The following is an 18,449-nucleotide window of genomic DNA, read 5'->3' as shown; positions in this document are numbered from 1 at the left end:
GCAATCGCCCCCGATCGTAGTCAGGTGTACCGCCCGACGCGTCAGCTCCAGCGGCCGGATCGGGCCAGCAGGACGGACGCGGCCGAGACGCCGGCCGTGGAGGTGCGCAGCACGGTCGGTCCCAGGCGGTACGCGCACGCGCCGGCGGCGGCGAACGCGGCCAGTTCGTCCGGCGACACCCCGCCTTCGGGGCCGACCACCAGGACCAGGTCGCCCTCGGTCGGCGTGGCGGCGGTCGCGATCGGCGCGTCGGCCGACTCGTGCAGGACGCCCGCGAACGCGGCGTCGCCGAGCAGTGCGGCGACCTGACGTGTACTCATCTGCTCGGTGACCTCGGGCAGGTGCAGCCGGCGGGCCTGCTTGCCCGCCTCGCGGGCGGTCGAGCGCCACTTGGCCAGCGCCTTCGCACCGCGCTCGCCCTTCCACTGGGTGATGCAGCGGGCGGCGGCCCAGGGCACGATCACGTCGACGCCGACCTCGGTCATCGTCTCCACGGCGAGTTCGCCGCGGTCGCCCTTGGGCAGTGCCTGGACCACCACGATCCGGGGTGCGGGGGCGGGTTCCTCGGTGCGCGAGTCGACGTCGACGTAGAGCGTGTCCTTGCCCTCGGTGCGGTTGACCGTGCCGTGCACGGCCAGTCCGGCGCCGTCGGCCAGGACGATCGGCTCACCGGCGACGAGGCGGCGCACCGTGACGGCGTGCCGGCCCTCGGCGCCGTCCAGGACGACCTGGCTGCCGTGCCGGATGGCCTCGCCGGGGACGAGGAAGACGGGGGCGCTCAAGCACTTGCCTTTCGGGCGGCGGCCATCTCGTCGACGAGCCGGCTGATCACCTCGGCGGCGGGCTCCTCACGGGCGAGGCGCCAACCCTGACCGGCCCACAGGGCCAAGCCGTCGGCCTGGCCCCGCGCGGCGGCGGCCTTGCGGATCGGCGAGACCAGGTAATGGACGTAGGGGTAGACCCCGGGGGCCTCGGCCTCGTGGCGGGCCACGAAGCCGTTGCGCAGTCCCCTGGCCCAGCGGCCGGAGAACGCGCGGGTGAGCACGCTGCGGTCGAAGGCGGGATCGGCGAGCGCGGCCTTGTGCGCGGCGGGCGCGATGCCTTCCGGGCAGCGCAGGAAGGCGGTGCCCAGTTGGGCTGCGCTCGCGCCGGCGAGCCGCACCGCCTCGATCTGCCGGCCGGTCATCAGGCCGCCGGCGGCGATCAGCGGCAGTTCGGTCTCGGCGGCGATCAGCGTGAGCAAGGTGAGCAGGCCGTACGGGGCGGGGGCGTCGGGGTTGGCGAAGCCGCCCTGGTGGCCGCCGGCCTCGGCGCCCTGCACGCACAGCGCGTGGACCCCGGCGTCGGCGGCGACGCGGGCCTCCTCGGGCGTGGTGACGGTGGCCACGGTCAGCGTGCCGGCGGCCCGCAGCGCGGTGATCGCGTCGGGGTCGGGCAGGCCGAAGGTGAAGCTCACCACCGGGACCGGGTGGGCGAGCAGCAGCGCGAGCTTGGCGTCCCATTCGTCGCGTTCGGAGCCGGGCACGGGCGTGCCCACGAGCCCGCCGTAGTGCGCGGCGGCCCGAGCCAGCGAGGTCGCGTAGCGGCGGGTGAGTTCGTCCTGGGCCCGGGTGGGCGCGGGGTGCGGCATGAAGGCGTTGACCCCGAACGGCGCGTCGCCGATCAGCGCGCGCAGCTCGTCGATCTCGGCGGCCAGCGCGTCGGCCGAGCGATACCCCGCGGCCAGGAAGCCGAGCCCGCCCGCGCGCGTGACCGCCGCCGCGAGGGCGGGGCCGGCCGCACCGGCCATCGGCGCCTGCACGATCGGCAGCGCGGTCAGCCGGGTGGGGTCGGTGGTCGTCGACATCATGCTCCCCGTTTGCTCGAAGACGGCTCGGCTCGCGTCACCCGACCAAGCCTAGGACGTGTCTTCGGCCCGAACTCGCGTCACAGGTCCGCGGTGGATTCGTCCCCGAGCGCCGGACGGGCTGAGATCAGCCCGTCCGGCGCTCGGGGACAGCACGACGCACCCACCGAACACTCGCGCGCGCCGCGCATGGGTTCAGCGGCCGTTGAACGCGTCCTTGAGCCGGGAGAACAGGCCCTGCTGGCCAGGCGTGAACTGGCCGGAGGGCCGTTCCTCGCCGCGCAGCTTGGCGAGCCGCCGCAGCAGCTCCTCCTGCTCGGCGTCGAGCTTGTTCGGCGTCTGCACCTCGACGTGCACGATCAGGTCGCCCCGGCCGCCGCCGCGCAGGTGGGTGATGCCGCGTCCGTGCAGCGGGATCGACTGGCCCGACTGGGTGCCCGGGCGGATGTCGATCTCCTCGGTGCCGTCCAGCGTCTGCAACGGCACCTTGGTGCCCAGCGACGCCGCCGTCATCGGGATGGTGACCGTGCAGTGCAGGTCGTCGCCGCGCCGCTGGAAGGTGGTGTGCGGGACCTCGACGATCTCCACGTACAGGTCACCGGCCGGGCCGCTGCCGGGGCCGACCTCGCCCTCGCCCGCGAGCTGGATCCGGGTGCCGCTGTCCACGCCCGCCGGGATCTTGACGGTGAGCGTGCGCCGCGCGCGGATCCGGCCGTCGCCCGCGCACTCGGGACACGGGTGCGGGACCACAGTGCCGAAGCCCTGACACTGCGGACACGGCCGCGACGTCATGACCTGGCCCAGGAAGGACTTGGTGACCTGGCTGACCTCGCCGCGCCCGCGACACATGTCGCAGGTCTGCGCCGAGGTCCCGGGGGCGGCGCCCTCGCCGTTGCACGTGTTGCACGTGACGGCGGTGTCCACCTGGATCTCCCGGGTGGTGCCGAACGCGGCCTCTTCGAGGGTGATCTCGATCCGGATCATCGCGTCCTGGCCGCGGCGTGTGCGCGAGCGCGGTCCGCGCTGGCTGGCCTGGCCGAAGAACGCGTCCATGATGTCGCTGAAGCCGAAGCCGGCCTGGCCGAAGCCACCGCCCGCGCCGCCCCCGGAGGACAGCGGGTCGCCGCCGAGGTCGTACATCTGTCGCTTCTGCGGGTCCGAGAGGACCTCGTAGGCGTTGTTGATCTCCTTGAACCGGTCTTGCGTCTTCGGGTCCGGATTGACGTCCGGGTGCAGCTCCCGAGCGAGCCGGCGGAAGGCCTTCTTGATTTCCTCCGGGGTGGCGTCCCGCCGCACCCCGAGGACCTCGTAGTAATCGGTAGCCAACTCTACGACTCCGCGAGGATCTGTCCGACGTACCGTGCCACGGCGCGCACCGCTCCCATCGTTCCGGGGTAGTCCATTCGGGTCGGCCCGAGCACCCCGAGCTTCGCCAGCGTTTCCTGCCCACTGCCGTATCCGACGGCGACCACCGAGGTCGCGGCCAGTCCTTCGTGCATGTTCTCGTGTCCGATCCGCACGACCATCCCCGGGTCGGTCGCCTCGCCCAACAGGCGCAGCAGCACGACGTGTTCCTCGAGTGCTTCGAGGACCGGGCGGATCGTGTTCGGGAAGTCCATGCCGAAACGGGTCAGGTTGGCCGTCCCGGCCAGGACGACCTTTTCTTCCTTGTGCTCGACCAGGGTGTCGAGCAGGGTGGCCAGGATGCCCGCCACGATCGGCCGTTCCTCGGCAGTGAACGGCTCGGCGAGATCCTGGACCAACAACGGCACATCGGCGAACCGCTTGCCGGTGATGCGGCTGTTCAGTCGGGCGCGGACGTCGGCGAGCAGGTTCTCGCCGACCGGGCCCGGCGTGTCCATCACCCGCTGCTCGACCCGACCCGTGCTGGTGATCAGCACGAGCATCACGCGTGTGGGCGCGAGGGTGAGCAACTCGACGTGCCGGATCGTCGAGCGGGTCAGCGAGGGGTACTGCACGACGGCGACCTGATGGGTCAGCTGCGCCAGCAGCCGCACCGTCCGGCCCACCACGTCGTCCAGGTCCACCGCGCCGGCCAGGAACGTCTGGATCGCCCGGCGCTCGGCGCCCGACAGCGGTTTGACGCCCGCGAGCCGGTCGACGAACAGCCGGTAGCCCTTGTCCGTGGGCACGCGGCCGGCGCTGGTGTGGGGCTGCGTGATGTAGCCCTCCTCCTCCAGCGCGGCCATGTCGTTGCGAATGGTGGCCGGGGAGACCCCGAGGTTGTGTCGGTCCGCGAGCGCCTTGGAGCCCACCGGCTCCTGGGTCGCCACATAGTCCTGCACGATGGCACGCAGCACGTCCTGCTTGCGATCGTCGAGCATGGTGCGCACCTCCCTGACCCGTTCTTCCGCCCGTTGCCGTGTCCCGTCGGCGGCGGTTCGTCCCACTGGTTGGCACTCCGTCCCGCCGAGTGCCAGTGTACGGGTCACCCGATCCGGACCGTACCCCTGCGTCCGTGCCAAGGTTGACGCATGCTACGCGCCGAACAGCCGAAACACGCCACCTGGGAGCCGATCGCACCGGGCGTCCTGCGCCGCCGGCTGCCCGGCTTGGAACTGAATGTGGCGGTCGTCACGGGCCGCGACGGGATCCTGCTCGTGGACACCGGTTCCCACGACCACGAAGCCGCCGACCTGCTCGCCTCACTGGCCCGCGAGCTGCCCTCGCACGGATTGCCCGACCGGGTGGTCGCGGTGGTGAACACGCACGGTCACTTCGACCACTGCTACGGCAACGCCGAGGTGCTGCGTGCCTTCCCCGACGCGGAGATCTGGGGCCACGCGGATCTGCCGGACTATCTCGCGCGGTACGCCGACGCCGGTCGCGCGAGCGGCATCTCGCACGGCTTCGACCCGGAGCTGATGAACGCCGCGCGGATCGTGCCGCCGACCCGTCGGGTGGTCCGCGAGCAGCCGGTGACCGTGGACCTGGGCGGGCGCGAGGTGGTGCTGTACGCGCCGGGTCGCGGACACACCGACCACGACGTGGTCGTGCACGTGCCCGACTGCGGTGTGCTGATCGCGGGCGACATGGTGGAGGAGAGCGGGCCGCCGGTGTTCGGCTCGGACGCCTTCGCCGCCGAGTGGAGCGATTCGCTGGCCCGGGTGCGGGCACTGGACGCGAGTGTCTGGCTGCCCGGTCACGGCGCGGTGGTGGACGAGGAGTTCGTGATCCGGCAGCACCACTGGCTGGCCGAGGTCGCCGCCGGGCGCGTCGTACCGGACTGACGTACCGTCACCCGGCTAGCGTCACCTCCATGCGCAGCTATGGACCCGAGTCGCTGATCCCGGGATGGAAGAAGGACAAGCCCGTCCCCGAGGTCGAGGCCGAACGCGATCTGGTGGTGGAGGAGGTGTCCACCGGCTTCTGCGGCGCGGTGGTCCGGGTGGAGAAAACCCCCGAGGGGTTCACCGTCACGCTGGAGGATCGGCACGGCCGGCTCCGGGTCTTCCCGCTGGATCCGCGCGGGTTCTCCATCGACGGCGAGGTCGTCACCCTGGTCCGCCCGCGTACGCCGGGACCCGCGCGCACGCCCGGGCGGACCGCGTCGGGTTCGGTGGCGGTCCGAGGCGCTCGGGCCAGGGTGGCGCGGGCCGGCCGGATCTATGTGGAGGGTCGACACGACGCCGAATTGGTCGAGCGGGTGTGGGGCGACGACCTGCGGATCGAGGGCGTGGTCGTGGAGTATCTGGAAGGCGTCGACGATCTTCCCGCGGTGGTGCGCGAGTTCGCGCCGGGCCCGGGTCGGCGGCTGGGCGTGCTGGTGGACCACTTGGTGCCCGGCGCGAAGGAGAGCCGGATCGCGGCGCAGGTGACCGGCGATCACGTGCTCGTGGTGGGACACCCCTATATCGACGTGTGGCAGGCGGTCCGGCCGGCGTCGCTGGGCATCGCGGCGTGGCCGGACGTACCGCGCGAAGTGCCGTGGAAGGAAGGGGTCTGCGCGGCGCTCGGCTGGCCGGTGGACCCGCCGAACGCGTGGCGTCGGATCCTCGCGGCGGTGGATTCCTACCGCGACCTGGAGCCTGCGCTGCTGGGAAAGGTGGAGGAACTGATCGATTTCGTGACAGCGCCGTCCGAGATGTGAGACGCGGGTGGGTTGTTCGTTGACCACCGCCGCAGCCGGCTGCAACTCTCCATTTCGTGAACCACCGTGACGTCAGCCTCGTGACGCGCCGCCACGTCGACCTTCGTCGACAGGCGAGCGCGATCTGTGCCGTCCGGCCCGTCCGCTGACCGGAGTTCCACACTCCCGGTAGGACCACCCCCGAACCGCGCGTGACCCACACGATCGGTGCGCCCGTGCGCGCCTGATCCCGCTCCGCGCCGCGCTCACCCTTTCGACCGACCACCGTCGCACCCGACCGTGTACGGCCGACCCTGCCCGGGTCCGCCTGCGGTCTCTCTCGCCACGTCCCCATGCCGCTCGCGTGCGATCCGGTCGCGATTCGGCATGCGCGCACGCCTGCCTTCCAGGAGCCCGAATGTCTGTTTCACCCGCCTTCGCCGACACGTTGAGCCGCCGCCGGCTCGTCCAGGGAATCGGCGCGGGTGCCGCCCTGCTCGGCCTCGCCGGATGCCGCTCGGCAGTGGATCAGGACAAGGCGGTGCCGGCCGGGGCCCAGGACAGACCCAGGCGCGGCGGCACGCTCAAGGTCGCCACCCTCGCCGACCTGACTCCCGCCCTGCTGTTCACCCAGGGTTCGATCTTCAGCATCCATCGGCTGGTCTTCAACACCCTGACCCACTACGCCCCCGGCGGGCTCGATCCACAACCCGAATTGGCCACCGCCTGGCAGATCGCGCCCGACGGCAAGGCGATCACGCTGACCCTGCGCGAGGACGTCACCTTCCACAACGGTCGCCCGTTCACCGCCGAGGACGTGGTGTTCGCGGTGCGGAACCTGCAGAACCCGCAGCGCAGCGCCCAGTTGCGGGCCACCGCGCTGGCGATCACCGGCTTCGACATCGCCTCGCCGCATCGCATCACGCTCGAACTCGCCCATCCCGTGGCGAACATCTTCGACCTGTTCGAGTTCATGGTGATCTCCGCCAAGGAATCGGTCGAGGACGCGGTGCTCGGCAGGAACGTGGTCGGCACCGGCCCGTTCGTGTGGAAGAACTGGACCCCGGGCACCTCGCTGGTCCTGGAACGCAACGCCAAGTACTGGGTGCCCGAACGGCCCTACCTGGACGCGGTGGAGATCCGGGTGGTCCCGCAGCCGGACGCGCTGATCGCCACGCTGCGCAGCGGTCAGAGCCACCTCGCCGCCGGCCTCGGCGGGCGCGACATCGTGCCGCTGCGCGACGACAAGGCGTTCAATCTGCATGAATACGACCAGGGTTCGGGCAACATCTACCTCGGCGTGAACACCTCGCTCGCGCCGTTGGACGACAAGCGGGTGCGCCAGGCGTTGTCCTTCGCGGTCAACCGGGACCGGATCGTCAAGCAGGCCCTGGGCGGCTACGGGCTGCCCTCCGCCGCGCCGTGGCCCAAGACCTCGCCGGTGTACAGCGACGCGGACGCGAATCGGTACCCGTACGACCCGGCCAGGGCCAAGGCGCTGCTGGCCGAGGCGGGCCACGGCGGCGGTCTTGACCTGCCGCTGGCGTTTTTGAGCACCGCCCCGGCGGTGGCCCAGATGGTGCAGTTCGACCTGGCCCAGGTCGGCGTCAAGACCACGCTCGAACCGCTGGATCCGGCCAAGTTCCAGGCCCAGTTGATCGCACAGACGATGCCGGCCCTGTGGACCGGCAGCCACGGCTTCGCGTCCAACCAGCCCGCCACGCTCGCGGTCAGCGCGTACCCGTTCAACGAGGCCAAGAACACCTCGAAGTTCACCGACCCGCAGTACACCGAGATCGTGCAACGGGCCTGGAACCAGACCGACGCGCGCTCGGCCGCGGCCAAGGCCGCCTACGCCGAACTGAGTCAGGTGCTGCTGGACCGGCAGTTCATCATCGACCTCGCTGTGCTGACCAACGTGCAGCCGGCCACCGCGAACCTGCGTGACGTCCGGCAGAACCGCTACAACGCGACCGTCCTCGACGACGCGTATCTGGCGGGCTGAGCGATGACCGGTTATCTGCTGCGCCGACTGCCCTCGGCGCTGCTCGTCCTGGTGCTCGCCTCGTTCGCGATCTTCGCCATCCTGCGGCTGATCCCGGGCGACCCGGCGACCACGCTCGCGGGCTCCGACCCCTCTCCCGACACGATCGCCGCGATCCGCGTCGACCTCGGGCTCGACCGGCCGTTCCTGGCCCAGTACTTCTCCTGGATCGGCGACCTGCTCTCCGGCGACCCGGGCCGGTCGTACCTGATCGGCGGGCAGATCACCGACCTGATCGGCGATCGGTTCGGCAACACGCTCGCCCTCGCGGTCGGCGCCCTGGTGCTGATGCTGGTGCTCGGCCCGATCCTGGGCGTGCTCGGCGCCACCGCCCGAGGCCGCATCCCGCGCGCACTGCTGGGCGCGGTCAACTCGGTGTCGCTGACCGTGCCGGTGTTCGTCACCGGGGTGCTGCTGGTGCTGCTGTTCGCGGTGACCTGGCGGTTGCTGCCGCCGGGCGGACACGAGTCGATCGTGGCCGACCCGGTGATCGGATTGCAGTACCTGGTGCTGCCCGCGCTGTGCCTGGCGCTGCCCGGCTCCGCGGTGATCGCCCGCTACATCAAGGACGGTGTGCTCCAGGCGCTCGGCGAGGACTACGTGCGCACCGCCCGCTCGCTGGGTGTCTCCCACCGGCGGATCCTGTGGCGACACGCCCTGCCGAACGCGCTGCCGCCGGTGCTGACCGTGCTCGGCATGCAGGTCGGCGCGCTGCTGGGCGGCGCGGTCGTGGTGGAGGCGCTGTTCGCCTGGCCGGGCCTGGGCCAGCTCGCCGAACAGGGCGTCGCCCGGCGCGACTACCCGGTGGTGCAAACGCTGTTGCTGCTGCTCGTCGGGGTGTACGTGCTCGTCCAGTTGCTGACCGACATCGCCTACGCGCTGCTCGACCCGAGGGTGAGGCTGGGATGACCGCCGTAGTGATCGCCGACGGGGCGGTGCCGGTGGTCGCCGCGCCCGCGAAGCGGCCTCGGAACCCCTATATACAGGGCCTGATCACACCGCGCGGCATCGTCGGACTGGGCGTGGTCGCCCTGGTGGTCCTGCTCGGTCTGGCCGCGCCCCTGTTGACCTCGTACGCACCCACGTTCCAGACCTCGGACGCACTGCTGGGACCGAGCGGGGACCATCCGCTGGGCACCGACGAGATCGGCCGCGACCTGTGGTCGCGGGTGCTGTTCGGGATCCGCACCGACCTGATCGTGGTGGTGAGCGCGGTACCGCTGGGCGCGCTCGCGGGCTGTCTGCTCGCGCTGGTGTCGGTGACGTCGCGGTGGGCCGACGTGCTCGTCCAGCGCCTGTTCGACGTGGTGCTCGCATTCCCCGGGCTGATCCTGGGCCTGACCGTGACCGCCATCCTGGGCGCCGGCAAGACCACGGTGATCGTGGTGATCGCGGTGGTCGAGGCGCCCGGGTTCGGCCGCATGTTGCGCGGCGCGATCCTGTCCCACCGCGAGCGCGAATACGCGTTGGCGGCCCGGGTCGGCGGCGCCGGGCGGGTTCGCCTGCTGGTCCGGCACATTTTGCCCAACGCGGCCGACCCCCTGGTCGTGCAGATCGCGGTATCGCTGTCGATCGCGGTGATCGTCGAGGGCGCGATGAGCTTCATCGGGATCGGCGTGCGCCCGCCGGAGCCCTCGCTCGGCTCGATCGTCAGCAGCTCGGTGATGCACCTCCAGGACCATCCGATCTACGCCATCGGCCCGCTCGTCGCGATCAGCGCGTTCGTGCTGGGTCTGAACCTGCTCGCGGAAGCACTCAACAAGGGGGTCCGGCGATGACCGTCACGATCGACAAACCCGCCGAAATCCGCGCCGCCACCCCACTGCTGGCGGCACACGACCTGCGGGTGGAGTTCGACTCGGCCCGCGGGCCGGTGCACGCGGTGCGCGGCGTGGATCTGGACCTGGCCGCCGGCGAAATGCTCGGCATCGTCGGCGAGTCCGGCTCGGGCAAGTCGACGACCGCGCTCGCGCTCGCCCGGATGTTGCCGCAGACGGGCCGGATCACGGGCGGATCGGTGCTGCTGGACTGCGACACCGACCTGGTCGCGGCGTCCGAGGCGGCGCTCACCGGGGTGCGCGGACGGCGGATCGGCATGGTCTTCCAGGACCCGATGACGTCGCTGAACCCGCTGCTGACGGTGCGCCGACAACTGGACGAGGCGCTGCGCGCGCACGGGTTCGGCGACCGCAGGGCGCGTCACGCCCGCTCGGTCGAGTTGTCGGAGCTGGTCGGCATCCCGGGCGCGCGGTTGCGCGGCTACCCGCACCAGTTCTCCGGCGGCATGCGTCAGCGGGTGATGATCGCGCTGGCCCTGGCCAACCGGCCCGACGTGCTGATCGCGGACGAGCCGACCACCGCGCTGGATCCGACCGTGCAGGCGCAGATCCTGGAGTTGCTGGACACGCTGCGCCGCGAACTGGGCACCGCCGTGCTGCTGATCACGCACAACATGGGCGTGGTCGCCGAGCGCTGCGACCGGGTCGCGGTGATGTACGGCGGCCGAGTGGTCGAACAGGGGCCGGTCGCCGAGGTGCTCACCGCGCCCCGACACCCGTACACTGCCGGGCTGTTGCGTGCGGTGCCGCGCCTGGACACCCCCTCGGGCACCCGGCTCGCGGGCATCCCCGGCACACCACCGGACCTGGCCCTGCCGGTGCTCGGCTGCGCGTTCGCGGACCGGTGCGCGGCGGCCGTCGACCGGTGCCGAACCGAGCAGCCGGACCTGGTCCCGGTCACCGACGCCGTGCGGACCGCGTGCTGGGTGCCGCCGACCGAGGCGCCGGCTCACGCGCCCGAACCGATCGCGCGCAGGGCGCCGGATCCGACCTCGCCGGTACTCGAAGTGAGCGGCGTGTCCAAGACGTTCCGTTCCCGGGGGCGGCCGGCGGTGGCGGCGCTGACGGACGTGGACCTGGTTCTGTATCCGGGCGAGACGCTCGGCATCGTCGGCGAGTCGGGCTCGGGCAAGTCCACCCTGGCCCGGGCGATCGTCGGCATCCACAAACCCGATCGCGGCGTGATCCGGGTGGCCGGCAAGGGCCGGCTCGCCCGCGAGGTGCAGATGGTCTTCCAGGACCCGTATGCCTCGCTCAACCCCAGGATGACGGTCGGCGACATCGTCGCCGACCCGCTGCACGCCCAACACATCGGCACACCGTTGGAACGCCGGGCGCGGGTCCTGGAGCTGCTGGAGCGCGTCGGTCTGGATCCGGCCGTCGCCTCCCGCTTTCCCCGCGACTTCTCCGGTGGGCAGCGGCAACGAATCGGTATCGCCCGGGCGTTGGCACCCGCGCCCTCGGTGCTGATCTGCGACGAGGCGGTATCCGCGCTGGACGTCTCGGTGCAGGCCCAGGTGGTCAACCTGCTCGCCGAACTCCAGGCCGAACTGGGCCTGGCACTGCTGTTCATCGCACACGACCTCGCCGTGGTGCGCTCGATCAGCCACCGGATCGTGGTGCTGCGCGAGGGCCGTGTGGTGGAGACCGGTCCGGCCGACGATCTGGTCGCGCATCCGCAGGACCCCTATACGAAGGCCCTGCTCGCCGCCGTCCCCTCCCCCGTTCCGGCCGCCGTGCGTGCGGCCGAGTCAGCCTGAAGGAACGTCACATGTCCGTCCCCGACGCGCGACACCGGAATCCGTACGAGGACTTCCGCCGGCCGGCCGGTGTGCCGACCACTCCCGCTCCGGGACCGGCCGGCACACCGCCGCACTGGCTATCGTGCACGGATGCGACACGAGCAGATCACCCTCACCCTGCCGGATTCCGTGGGACCCAAGTATCGGAAGTTCGCCGTGGCCGGCGCCGAGTTCGTCCGGGCCGCGTGGTCGGGGAACGGGGCCGTTCGGGAGACGCGAAAGGAGTTCGCGGATCCGGCCGCCGCGGAGGTCGCGCTGCGCCGGGAGGTGGTCAAGGCGCTGCGATCCGGGTTCGTCCGGCTGGGCGGGGCCGAGGATCAGGTGGTGCTGGAGTTCATGCCACCGGGCAAGACCTCGTCGCGCGCGATGGACCTGCATCCGGACGGGCACACCGTGCTGATCGCCTACGACGGCGCGATCCGCCTGGTGGACGTGGCCACCGGGATCCGGCGCACGGTGCACGCGGTGCCGACGGCCGAGCGGCTGACCGGCATCGACAGCGTGCTGTTCGACGCGACCGGGTCGGCCGTGGTCTACACGGTCGGCGGCGCCACGCGGCGGCTCGACCTGACCACACTGCGCGAGGAACAACTGGCCTGTTACCGGCAGTTCGAGGACGCGCTGTTCAACCCGCACACCGTGCAGCCGTCCTGGGACGCGGCCCGCCAACGGCTCGTGGTCTTCGACGCCGGCGACCGGGTTCGTGTCCTGGACGCGGCCGGTACGCAGGTGTGTGAGGTGTCCACGGGGTCGCCGGCCACCGAGTGCCGGGGCGCCGCGCTGTCTCCCTCGGGCCGGTTGTTGGCGGTGTGGCGGGTCAGTCGCGGACTGGTCTACGGGCACCGGGACGCGACCGACGATCCGACCAACGAGGTCGAGGTGTGGGACGTGGAGACCGGCCGCCCGACCGCGCGGGTGCCGCTCGAGTGGGAGACCGGCGGCCTCGGCTTCGATCCGAGCGAGACCCTGCTTCTGGTCAACCGGGGTCGGGTGCACGGGCCGTTCGCGCTCTCGATCGACACCGGCGAGCCGGCCTGGCACTTCACCAACCCGCACCACCCGAACGGCTGGGCCCCGTGTTACGCGTGGGCCTATTCACCGGACGGCCGACGAATCGCGGTGGGCGGCCACCGCACGGGCGCGCTGCACGTGTACGACGCGAACCTGCGCCAGGCGGCCGGCGAGCCGCTCCCCGGCCACGACGACCAACGCATCCGCCGCCTGGCCTTCTCCGCCGACGGCACCCTCTTGGCCACGGGCGGGGACTTCGGCCGGGTGTTCGTCCGGCGGGTGTGAGGCACCCGGCCGAAGTGCCGTCAAGCGTCGGACGAATCCGGTCGTGTCCAAGGTCGTCGAGGACGGGGCGGGCAGATCAATCTGCTTGCCGAAGGGGCCGGTGTAGCTCTCCGGGTAGTCGTCGCCCTTGGGCGACGAGAAGAGCGTCACCTTGCCCTGCTCTCGATCCACCAACAAATACAGCGGGATGGCACTGCGGGCATAGGCGCGCCGCTTTTGTTCACGGTCGATGTCGACGCGCTGCGAGAGTAACCTCCGGGACCAAGGCGAGTAGAGAGCCACTCGGGCGGGAGACCGGGTGTTCGGCGTCCGATCACCCGCCCGAGTGAACGACTACGGAGGAGGGACCTACGGGGTCTTCGCCGAGGCCGTCAGGGCGGCGATCGAGTCGTCGGTGCACGTGGTCCAGAAGGCGCCGACGACGTCCTCCAGATGGGTCATCGAGCGGGCCGCGTACAGGATGTCCTGGTAGTGGGTGATGTCGTACTGCATCGTGCCCATGGCCACCAGGTCCAGGTCGCGGATGTCGACCGTGCGGAACTCGCGGATCTCGCCGTAGGACGACAGGATGCCCGCGCCGTAGGCCTTGAGCGCGCCGGCCTCGTGCATGACGCCGAATTCCAGGGTGAACCAGAAGACCTTCGAGACGAATTCCAAGGCCTCGCGACTCTCCACCCGACGGGCCGCCTCACCGGCCACCCGGTACAACGCGGCGAACCGGTCCGAGGCGAGCATGTTGGCGTGCCCGATCACCTCGTGGACGACATCCGGCTCGGGCGTGTACAGCGGCACGCTGTGGTGACGGATGTACTGCGTGGAGTGGAAGTACGAGTCGGCCAGCGATCCGTAGAAGTCGCGCAGCGGGACCAGGCCGGCCGCCGGCAGGTAACGGAAGCCGGTGAGCGGTTCCAGCGCGCCGCTGACCTCCTCCAACTGGGGGATCCGGTCGCTCGGCAGTTTCAGCCGCGCGGTGCCCTCCAGGTAGTCCGAGACCGCGTACTCCGCGTGCGAGACGGACAACTCGTGCGAGACGAGGCGCCAGACCTCGTGCTCCTCATCGGTGTACTCGACCTCCGGGATCGGATCGCCGCGCCGGTGGTCCAGGGCCAGCTCCGCGATCCGATTCCGGCGCTCGCGGTACACCGCGTCCGCGAACCCCGGGTGGCTGCGGGACAGCTCGACCTCGACTCCGCCATCGGCCCTACGGGTGACCGGGGCCAGATACTGGGCCTCCTCGAACATGCCATCTCCTGATCGCATCGGAATCGACTCGCCGGACGAGCCGAGGCACCCACACGCAACCAGTATGCGCCGAATACATACCATTCGAACCGATCAGGTCGGATGGGACGACGGCGTGGATCAGGTGCGAGGGGTCGCCTCGGCGCCTATATCGCACCATTCCGACGGCCGTCTCACAAGAGCCACAGCGGTTGCACCGATCGGCCCGGCCGGCATGCGAATGCACCGAGACGGGATTCGCGCCCGCGTGACAGGATCGCCCGTACATCGGGGAGGGCACCGTCGGGAGGGGGCGCGGTGGTGGATTCTCGCGGCATGGCCGGGGATCGTTCGAAACGACGCGATGTGGTCGAGGCGCTCACCGAGACGTCCGACCACCTCGACTTCGCACTCGCCATGGTCCGCCGCATCGTCGGCGACCAGGAGCGACTGACACAGCTGACCGAACGCATCCGCGAGATCGAGACGCGACTGCGCGACGACCGGTACTACCTCGCCGTGATCGGCGAATTCTCGGCCGGCAAGAGCACGTTCATCAACGCACTCCTGACCGAGGACCTGCTGCCCACCTCGGCGCTGCCCACCACGGGCGCCGCGACCAGGATCACATACGGTGACGAGTTCGCCGTCGAGGTGCGCTTCAACGGCGACGGGATCCGCTACGTCTACCCCTCCGGGCGGTACACCGGCGCGGCCAGTCCGCTCGGCCGGATGCTCGCGCATCTCGCCCCGCACGCGGCCGTTCCCGACGACACGGCCGGCATTTTGCGGCTGCTCACCGCCGACGACACGATCGCGCCGCTCGTACAGAGCCTGGAGGTCCGCCACCCCGCCGACGCACTGCGCGACGGGTTGGTGATCATCGACACACCCGGTACCAACGCCCGGGTCGGACACACCGAGATCACTCGCACGGTGATGCGCGACATGGCCGACGTCGCGGCGGTGCTCACCGCGTCCACGTCGCCCTCGCCGGTATCGCTGGCCGAGTTCCTGACCGACGCGCTCGACCCCGGGCAACTGCGCCGCTGCATCGTCCTGGTCACCAAGATGGACCACATCGACGAGGACGAACGGGAGGACCTGCTCGCGCACGTACGGCAGCGGTTCGCCCGGATGCTGGGCGTGGCCGACCCGGTGGTCGAGCCGGTCGCCGCCGAACCGGTGGTCCGGCTCGCCTCCGGACGCCCGTTGCGCGGACCGGAACAGGCCTACTGGGCCGAGGAGTTCCCGCGCACTCTGGCCCGACTCCGGGACCTGATGCAGCGTCAACGCATCGTCGCGGTATCCGACCACCTGCTGCGACTGCTGGAGGACCTGCTCGACGAACTGCGCCGCGAGGTGACCTTCGCCGAGCAGCGACTGGACGCCGAGGAGGCCGAACTCGCGGGCGCCCGGATCGCCGACATGGCCGCATTCGTCCGAGCCCAACACGGCGAGACCGCGCGTCTGCTGGGCGCCGGCGCCCAGCGCGCCCAACAGGCGGTCGGCGGCATGGCCCCGCAGTGGTGGCGCTACACCCAGGCCGAGATCGACCACGCGCTGGACGGCGCGGAGACTCCGGACGAACTGCGCGCGGTGATCGCGGTCCGCGCGCCCGAACTGATCCGGCAGGGCCTGCCCCGGATCGGCGACATCGTGCAGCAGGCCGTCACCGGCGCGCTGGCCACCGCCGCCGAGAGCGCACGGGCGGCTGCGGACACCGCGTTCGAAGCGGCGTACCGCAAGCTCGGCGCGATCCACCGCCCGACCGGCCCGGACCGGGTCACCGTGCTGACCGGGCATCAACTCGCGGACGCGGCGATGCGCGCCTATCAGGACTCGGTCACCGGGGTCACCCAACAGATCCGCGCCGTGCGACTCGACCCGACCACCCCGCGAACCCCCGGCGCGCGCATCGGTGGTGCGCTGGACCAGTGGTTCGGCGGCGCCAGAAACGGCGACCCGGGGGCACCCTCCGGCCGGGCCGGCTTCGGCGGATTCATGGCCAAAGTTGCCGATTCACTCTCATCCACTGACATGACGGCTCTGCGGAACCGCGCACGCGCCGAAATGCATCAGACACTGCGAACCGTCGCCGACGGTTTGTCCCGACAGATCGACGAAGCCGTCGGCACGGCCACGACGCACTATTCGCTGGACGTCTCACAACACGTGGACCGCTACCGGGCCAGGTACGAGGCGACGGTCGCCGAACTGGTGGCCGAGCATCACCGCCGTGAGGATATCCTCGCGGCTCGCAGAAGCCTGTTGCAGGACGCGGACAGGCAGACGGAACGGCGCCGCGACACGGTGAACAACCAGCGCGAGCGCCTCACACGCCGGGGGGAATTCGGCAGATGAGCGACTACACGCACGACGACGACCTGTTCGCGATGGTCTCCGACGACACCATCGACACGCTGGACACCGCCGACGGGGGCACTGTCGGGGCGGCACCACTGTGGGAGACCGACGCGGGCGGCGAGAGCAATGGCGGTACCTACCCCAACTCCACTCTGCCGTACACGGACCCGAACTTCGATCCGCTCAACGACCCGAACTACGACCCGTTCCACGCGGACAGCGACGGCGACGGCAGGATCGACGCGTACGACCCGCACATGTTCGACCCCAACGACAACAACGAGCCCGTCGCCACGCCCAGTCAGCAGTGGTACGACGACCAGGTCGCGAACGACCCGTACGGCGATCCTTACGGCGACCCGTACGCGGACCCCTACGGCGACCCGTACGGCACGGACCCGTACGCCGAGCCGCAGGGCAACGACCCGTACGCGGACCCGGCGAGCTACCCGGGCACGGGCAACACCGAGCCCGGCGTCCCCGCCGCGTGGGGCGCGGTCCCCGACGATCAGGGCAACTGGGAGTACCACGCGCCGGACAACTGGACGCCGGCGCAGTTCGACGGCTTCGGGGACCCGGTCGGCGACGCGCAGTACTGGCAGCAGCAGGTCAGCCCGACCAGCTGCGCGGTGGTCTCCCAGGGGATGATCCTGGAGAAGCTCACCGGCGTGCCGCTGGACGAGAACGCGCTGATGACCGAGGCCCAGCAGGCCGGCATCTACGACCCCGAGAACGGCACCAGAACCGACGACATCGGCAAGCTGCTCGAGATGCACGGTGTGGACACCGACATGGTGCCGGGCGCCGACATGCGGCAGATGCTCGACGCGCTGGAGAAGGGCGACCAGGTCATCGTCGCGCTGGACGCGCAGGAGATCTGGTCCCCGATGCACGACCCGGCCACCGGTGCGCCGATGGAGCAGGACCCCACGATGGGACACGCCGTGTGGGTCACCGGCATCGACACCCAGCCCGACGGCTCGGTCTATGTCCTGCTCAACGACCCGGGTGCGCCGTTCGGCCAGACCGAGCCGATTCCGCTGGCGGACTTCGTCAACGCGTGGCAGGACCGGGACACCACGATGATCGTCGCCCACCCGACGCACGCCTGATCGTTCGACACCACAACGGATTCGATGGGAGTAGGGACAACACATGTCGTTCGATCGTGAACACGTGCTGCGCCAGGCCGCACAGGTACAGCCGCGGCGACGCCCGGGCGTCGCCGGCCTGTTGAGCGGAATCCACCGCAGCGACGAGCTGCGCGGCTGGGTCACCATGGAGTCGGTGGCGCTGCCGCCGGTGCCCGAACGGACCGCGAACGGCTGGACATTGTGGAGCCTGATCGGGGTCGGCAAGGCCACCCCGGGCCGCCGCGAACTGCCGATCAACCCCGTGTGGGGCGCGGTCCAGTGGGCCTGGCCGTCCGAGGACGTGCTGCGGCACGTGAAGCTGACCGAGCTGCCCGAGGTCGCCAAGTCGATCGAGAGCACGAGCGGTGACGAGGCCGCCTGGTCGCTGTCCATGCAGCCGGAGGCGCTGGCCGAGCGGGCCCGCTTCTTCCAGTCGCTCGGCCGCTTCCTGGCCGACCCCGAAGCGGACGCGAAGGGCGGCCCGAAGATCCTCGCCGGGCTCTACGCGCGGGTGATGCCCAGTGGTGCGGTGGCCGCCTACCACCGCCTCGTGCCGAGCACGGCCTCGTGGCTGCGCGCCGGTGCGCCGCGTGAGGCGGCTTCGCGCCGCGACTCGGGCGACTCGCCCACCGGCCGACCCGGCCCGTCGGGGCAGACGGCGGACCGGAGGCAGGCCCCGGCTCCGGGTCCGCACCCGGCGGGCGACGTTTCGGCTGTTCCGGGGCCGAACCCGGGTTGGGCGGGTCGCCTCGCGGGCGGCCCGTCCGGCGCGGGTGGGTCGCCGGCACCGGCCTCGCCGCCGCCCGCCGTGC

The 18,449-nt window shown here is 71.1% G+C and carries 15 protein-coding genes and 2 pseudogenes; 11 read left to right on the top strand and 6 right to left on the bottom strand.

Annotated elements, in window-relative coordinates; genetic code table 11:
• Nucleotides 1-41 precede the first annotated feature (41 nt).
• The 4 genes from ABZS54_RS05840 to hrcA all read right to left on the bottom strand — a co-directional run bounded on the left by ABZS54_RS05840 (nt 42) and on the right by hrcA (nt 4,191).
• Nucleotides 42-782 (bottom strand): 16S rRNA (uracil(1498)-N(3))-methyltransferase, encoded by a 741-nt coding sequence (locus ABZS54_RS05840; RefSeq protein ID WP_355531463.1) that lies wholly within the window; start codon nt 780-782, stop codon nt 42-44.
• The gene (locus tag ABZS54_RS05835) at nt 779-1,846 is read right to left on the bottom strand and encodes a nitronate monooxygenase (protein WP_355531461.1); all 1,068 of its coding nucleotides are present in this window, start codon (nt 1,844-1,846) and stop codon (nt 779-781) included. Before ABZS54_RS05835 ends, ABZS54_RS05840 begins: the two co-directional genes overlap by 4 nt.
• A 195-nt stretch (nt 1,847-2,041) precedes the next feature.
• Nucleotides 2,042-3,172 carry a molecular chaperone DnaJ gene (gene dnaJ, locus ABZS54_RS05830; RefSeq protein ID WP_355531459.1) on the bottom strand — a complete coding sequence of 377 codons (1,131 nt, stop codon included), beginning with the start codon at nt 3,170-3,172 and terminating at the stop codon, nt 2,042-2,044.
• Nucleotides 3,173-3,174: 2 nt separating this feature from the next.
• Nucleotides 3,175-4,191 (bottom strand): heat-inducible transcriptional repressor HrcA, encoded by a 1,017-nt coding sequence (hrcA, locus tag ABZS54_RS05825; RefSeq protein WP_026218791.1) that lies wholly within the window; start codon nt 4,189-4,191, stop codon nt 3,175-3,177.
• A 150-nt stretch (nt 4,192-4,341) separates the two neighbouring features.
• Here hrcA and ABZS54_RS05820 point away from each other — a divergent pair, with 150 nt between their 5' ends.
• The 8 genes from ABZS54_RS05820 (at nt 4,342) to ABZS54_RS05785 (ending at nt 12,916) form a co-directional block, all read left to right on the top strand.
• A complete protein-coding gene (locus ABZS54_RS05820; protein ID WP_355531457.1) occupies nt 4,342-5,097 on the top strand; it encodes an MBL fold metallo-hydrolase in 756 nt (251 codons plus the stop codon).
• A 29-nt stretch (nt 5,098-5,126) separates the two neighbouring features.
• Complete coding sequence (locus tag ABZS54_RS05815) at nt 5,127-5,957, top strand: DUF3097 domain-containing protein (protein ID WP_355531455.1); 831 nt, start codon at nt 5,127-5,129, stop codon at nt 5,955-5,957.
• 56 nt (nt 5,958-6,013) lie between these two features.
• Nucleotides 6,014-6,106 (top strand): putative leader peptide, encoded by a 93-nt coding sequence (locus ABZS54_RS05810; RefSeq protein WP_355531453.1) that lies wholly within the window; start codon nt 6,014-6,016, stop codon nt 6,104-6,106.
• 248 nt (nt 6,107-6,354) lie between these two features.
• Nucleotides 6,355-7,941, top strand: coding sequence for an ABC transporter substrate-binding protein (locus ABZS54_RS05805; RefSeq protein WP_355531451.1), 1,587 nt, complete (start codon nt 6,355-6,357; stop codon nt 7,939-7,941).
• Nucleotides 7,942-7,944: 3 nt separating this feature from the next.
• A complete protein-coding gene (locus ABZS54_RS05800; protein ID WP_355531449.1) occupies nt 7,945-8,889 on the top strand; it encodes an ABC transporter permease in 945 nt (314 codons plus the stop codon).
• Nucleotides 8,886-9,758, top strand: a complete 873-nt coding sequence (locus ABZS54_RS05795) for an ABC transporter permease (protein WP_355531447.1) — start codon at nt 8,886-8,888, stop codon at nt 9,756-9,758. Before ABZS54_RS05800 ends, ABZS54_RS05795 begins: the two co-directional genes overlap by 4 nt.
• Nucleotides 9,755-11,578 carry an ABC transporter ATP-binding protein gene (locus ABZS54_RS05790; RefSeq protein ID WP_355531445.1) on the top strand — a complete coding sequence of 608 codons (1,824 nt, stop codon included), beginning with the start codon at nt 9,755-9,757 and terminating at the stop codon, nt 11,576-11,578. Before ABZS54_RS05795 ends, ABZS54_RS05790 begins: the two co-directional genes overlap by 4 nt.
• A gap of 132 nt (nt 11,579-11,710) precedes the next feature.
• A complete protein-coding gene (locus tag ABZS54_RS05785; protein WP_355531443.1) occupies nt 11,711-12,916 on the top strand; it encodes a WD40 repeat domain-containing protein in 1,206 nt (401 codons plus the stop codon).
• Nucleotides 12,917-12,979: 63 nt separating this feature from the next.
• On the opposite strand, the pseudogene ABZS54_RS05780 reads toward ABZS54_RS05785, so the two are convergent.
• Nucleotides 12,980-13,144 (bottom strand): annotated as a pseudogene (locus ABZS54_RS05780) (Uma2 family endonuclease); the annotation flags it as partial.
• Between the two features lie 120 nt (nt 13,145-13,264).
• Nucleotides 13,265-14,158 carry a phenylalanine 4-monooxygenase gene (locus ABZS54_RS05775; RefSeq protein ID WP_355531441.1) on the bottom strand — a complete coding sequence of 298 codons (894 nt, stop codon included), beginning with the start codon at nt 14,156-14,158 and terminating at the stop codon, nt 13,265-13,267.
• Nucleotides 14,159-14,473: 315 nt separating this feature from the next.
• Between ABZS54_RS05775 and ABZS54_RS05770 the strand changes: the two genes are divergently transcribed.
• The 3 genes and pseudogenes from ABZS54_RS05770 to ABZS54_RS05760 all read left to right on the top strand — a co-directional run.
• The gene (locus ABZS54_RS05770) at nt 14,474-16,501 is read left to right on the top strand and encodes a dynamin family protein (RefSeq protein WP_355531439.1); all 2,028 of its coding nucleotides are present in this window, start codon (nt 14,474-14,476) and stop codon (nt 16,499-16,501) included.
• A complete protein-coding gene (locus ABZS54_RS05765) occupies nt 16,498-17,616 on the top strand; it encodes a hypothetical protein (protein ID WP_355531437.1) in 1,119 nt (372 codons plus the stop codon). Before ABZS54_RS05770 ends, ABZS54_RS05765 begins: the two co-directional genes overlap by 4 nt.
• Before the next feature lie 43 nt (nt 17,617-17,659).
• Nucleotides 17,660-18,449: pseudogene (locus ABZS54_RS05760) on the top strand (hypothetical protein); the annotation flags it as partial.

It is taken from the genome of Embleya sp. NPDC005575 (assembly GCF_040605455.1).
In the GTDB taxonomy this organism is placed as follows: domain Bacteria; phylum Actinomycetota; class Actinomycetes; order Streptomycetales; family Streptomycetaceae; genus Embleya.
Note: the sequence above shows the minus strand (reverse complement) of the source record. Positions and strands in the feature narration are given on the sequence as shown.